The organism is Candidatus Chordibacter forsetii (assembly GCF_964187505.1).
GTDB lineage: Bacteria > Verrucomicrobiota > Verrucomicrobiia > Opitutales > Seribacteraceae > Chordibacter > Chordibacter forsetii.
The window spans coordinates 1-3444 of sequence record NZ_CAXLML010000079.1; the positions used below are offsets into that span (position 1 = coordinate 1).

The 3444-nt window shown below is 41.6% G+C and carries 3 protein-coding genes; 2 read left to right on the plus strand and 1 reads right to left on the minus strand.

Annotated features, from left to right (window positions below; translation table 11 throughout):
- Positions 1-399: 399 nt before the first annotated feature.
- Complete coding sequence (locus ACKPQ4_RS03685) at positions 400-1341, minus strand: beta-propeller domain-containing protein (RefSeq protein WP_407679860.1); 942 nt, start codon at positions 1339-1341, stop codon at positions 400-402.
- Positions 1342-2116: 775 nt separating this feature from the next.
- Between ACKPQ4_RS03685 and deoC the strand changes: the two genes are divergently transcribed.
- Together deoC and ACKPQ4_RS03695 are read left to right on the plus strand one after the other, a co-directional pair.
- Entirely contained in the window at positions 2117-3001 is an 885-nt protein-coding gene (gene deoC / locus ACKPQ4_RS03690; RefSeq protein WP_407679861.1) for a deoxyribose-phosphate aldolase, read from the plus strand.
- Positions 3002-3021: 20 nt separating this feature from the next.
- A complete protein-coding gene (locus tag ACKPQ4_RS03695; RefSeq protein ID WP_407679862.1) occupies positions 3022-3408 on the plus strand; it encodes a DUF2237 family protein in 387 nt (128 codons plus the stop codon).
- Positions 3409-3444: the final 36 nt, after the last annotated feature.

Here is a 3444-nt window from a genome sequence, read left to right on the forward strand (position 1 = left end):
TTAAAGAGTTAGTAAATTTTTAAGTTAGCTTTTTTTAGTCAACTATTAATAACGAAATTAGTTTGTTAAGCTAATACTCAGAAATGAGTCAGGGAAGGGGGCAAGAAGTCATTATACCAAAGCTCATTAAAAAAGAAGACTAAACATCAAAGATAAATATGTCCCAAAAGTGTCAAGATTTAGCCAAAATCGGGCAACAATTGTTATCCTCTGTCCAACAGGCCCCCTTTAATATATTTACTTAAGCCACAGAATACTTTTTAACGAATGCGTTGGTCTACCCACTGAGCTATCCCGGCGTGGATTCAAGAAGAAATTGAGACATACTTGTTCACTATCAAAACAGCATCTTACATGATTAACTATATGTTTTGAGTAAATTAAAATTTCTAGACTCTCTTATTTTAAAGTGCCCTCCACCTCTCCATTGGTAGTGATCACATGAACTTCGTGAGCACGAACCGCTGGATTAAAGTATTCCCAGACAACTTCTTTTTTTCGATTCACCTCAAAGAGTTTTGGCATATCTCCCTTTTTTTGCCCATAACTACATATAACCGTGTTGCCATTTGATAATCGTTGGCCGCCACATGGATCTGCAAACCGTCCGCCCACATGCGAATTATCCACCCGCCAGACAACTTTTCCAGCATGATCAAACTCAACTGTTTTGTTACCATTGGTTAGATTTACTAACAGGTTCCTACCCTTCACTTCAATTGCGGTAAAAGGCCAATTTCTTTCCTTGCGGCCACCTAGTTCAGTCAGGTCCGTTTTGATCGTTCGCACAACCGTTCCATCTGGCTTATATTCCTTAACCGCGAATGCTAGAAGATGGGGTACAATGTAATTACCATTGGCCAACTTTCGAGCCATCCTCGTTTGCATATGGGCATTTGTAGTTTCTGGCTTAAGCGGAACCGTTACTGCGATCGAACCCGTCTTGCTTACCTCGAGTAATTGGGGTTTAACCCCGCGTTCTACAACTAATGTATTTCCGTTTTGAAGCCGTACACATGAACCAAGTTCCTTATTTCCCTTGCTTAGTTTGTAGCTCCATACAGTCTCGCCCTTTCGAGTAATTTCTTTGGCAACATTTCCGACTGAAACTAATATGTGACCATTGGGAAGAATGAAGCCATCGCGACCATAACCCTCGGTTTGCCAAACAATTTCTGAATTCTCATTCAACAGAACTGTTTTATTTCCACAGATTAGAAATGAATGTTTAATTCCACTTTGACTTACCTGTTTTCCAAAAAACGGGGTACTCGTTTCGTTCTTAGCAAACGAAAAAAATGGAAGTGCGAAGGCGAGTAGTAAAGGTAATATAAATTTCATTATTTAAAGGAAAGGAATTACTTAAGTTTCAGTTTAGCTTGATGGATAAATCCCTTAAAGCGAGGATCCTGGTTATAGTTGCCAACGGTTGAAAGCGAATCATTTCCAATTTCGAGTGGATCCTGAGGATCGTTTTTTAATAAAATTGGTAACTTTCCTACGACTAGAATCTCGTCTTCAGCATTGAGATAAACTTGTCCTGCATGATTGACTATCAATAATAAAGATATCCGATTCCCAGGAAGTATTTGGGTAGCCCGAGAAGTATATAACACCCCACCCAGACGACAGGAAAAAAAGGGATTCCTTCCTCTAAGTAAAGGGAATACCCAGAACGGCTTCCGCGATTAGAAATTAATACGCCGCTCGTTTCTTTTTCCCTTGTGACTGAAAGTTTAACCTCTATTGCCTTTTGTGAAAAAATAGGTGCGTGCTCCCGTGAAACAATTTAGTCCCCTACACGAGTTTTCTACGCTTACCCACAGGTGTAATTATCGGAGAACTTTATTCATTCCCTGTCAGAAGAAGATACGATGATTGTGAGTGTGCAAGGGCAAGCCAAAGCATCGAGAGGCTTCAACAGGTTGGCTATCTTTTCTACTTCAAGCTCAGAGTGACAGCTAAAAAACAAGTCTATTCAATCGTTATCCAGAAACTAGTTACATGTTCATAGAAACTTGGCACATTATTACAGAGCCCATAATAAATCGACTTCATGCCTTCATGATAGATCCAATTGGTGCTACTCTTAAAATAATCCCTAAAAGTAAACTCAGTGGAAGAATCACTTAATGTTAGCAGGCTAATTCTGAGCAAGCTAGAGAATCCAGACTTGCTGAATGGAAGAGCTCAGTACAGGTTTGGTAGAATTGTGCAGATAGAAGAGTATACCTACCAAGAAATTGCCGGGATGATCGATCATGCCTTGCTCCACCCCACCCTAACGGATGAGGAACTTGCTTCTGGTTGCTCCCTTGCCCATCTCTACGAAGTGGCAACAGTCTGTGTAAAGCCATACCATGTTGATCAGGCTGTAAAGAGATTGAAAGCTTCCAGCGTGGAAGTTTGCACGGTAATTGGATTTCCTCATGGAGCAAACCTAAGCGAAGTAAAAAAGTTGGAAACTCAAAGAGCCTGCGAGCAGGGAGCCAGAGAGGTGGATATGGTCATTAATCTAGGAAAAGCAAGAAGTGGAGACTGGGAATATATAGAGGAGGAAATCTCACAAGTTTGCGAAACTGCTAGGCAAGGAAATGCAAAAACCAAAGTTATTTTTGAAAACGATTATTGGAACTCATGCGAACCGGATAGCGACGGAGACAGTATTAAGAAAAAACTCTGCAAGATTTGTGAAACCGTTGGAGCAAACTGGGTAAAAACCTCAACTGGATTCGGATATATAGCCCAGGCAGATGGGAGCATGGCCACAATGGGGGCGACTGAACACGATATTGCCCTCATGGCTGGCACTTGTTCAAACAAGGTCGAAATCAAAGCAGCCGGTGGAATCAAAAACTTGGTTACCCTTTTAAAAATGAAACATCTTGGAGTATCCAGAATCGGGACATCTTCCACCCAGCTCATTTTAGAGGAATGCCGGAAATCATTAAACCTAGACCCCCTGCGGCAAAACTTATTCAAAACAACTCAGGGCTATTAATTTTAAGCTCAATTCTACCTATGATTGCACCCCTCAAACCGAACCAACCAAAAAATGTGCTAGGAAACGACCTTGTTCCCTGTTGCCTCGAAAATATGACCGGGTGGTACCGAAATGGAAGCTGTCAAACGGACGGGAACGATCATGGAAGGCATGTGGTATGCTCTCTAATGACAGAGGAATTCCTCACCTTTAGCAAAGAGGCAGGCAACGACTTGAGTACGCCTATACCCGAATATAATTTCCCAGGCTTAAAGGCCGGAGATTGCTGGTGCCTGTGCGCTGGACGCTGGCAAGAAGCTTTTGTGGCTGGTATGGCTCCTAAGGTAAAACTGGAAGCCTGTGAAGAATCAGCATTAGAACTAATAAGCCTGAAAGATTTAAAGGCTCATGCTATTGCAGACTGATTGCTTCTACTTCTAGCTTCAAAAACCTTATCTTGT

Excerpts from the sequence above, each read along its gene's own strand:
- ACKPQ4_RS03685 (WP_407679860.1), bottom strand. The coding sequence starts at position 1,341 with ATGAAATTTATATTACCTTTACTACTCGCCTTCGCACTTCCATTTTTT.
- ACKPQ4_RS03695 (WP_407679862.1), top strand. The coding sequence starts at position 3,022 with ATGATTGCACCCCTCAAACCGAACCAACCAAAAAATGTGCTAGGAAAC.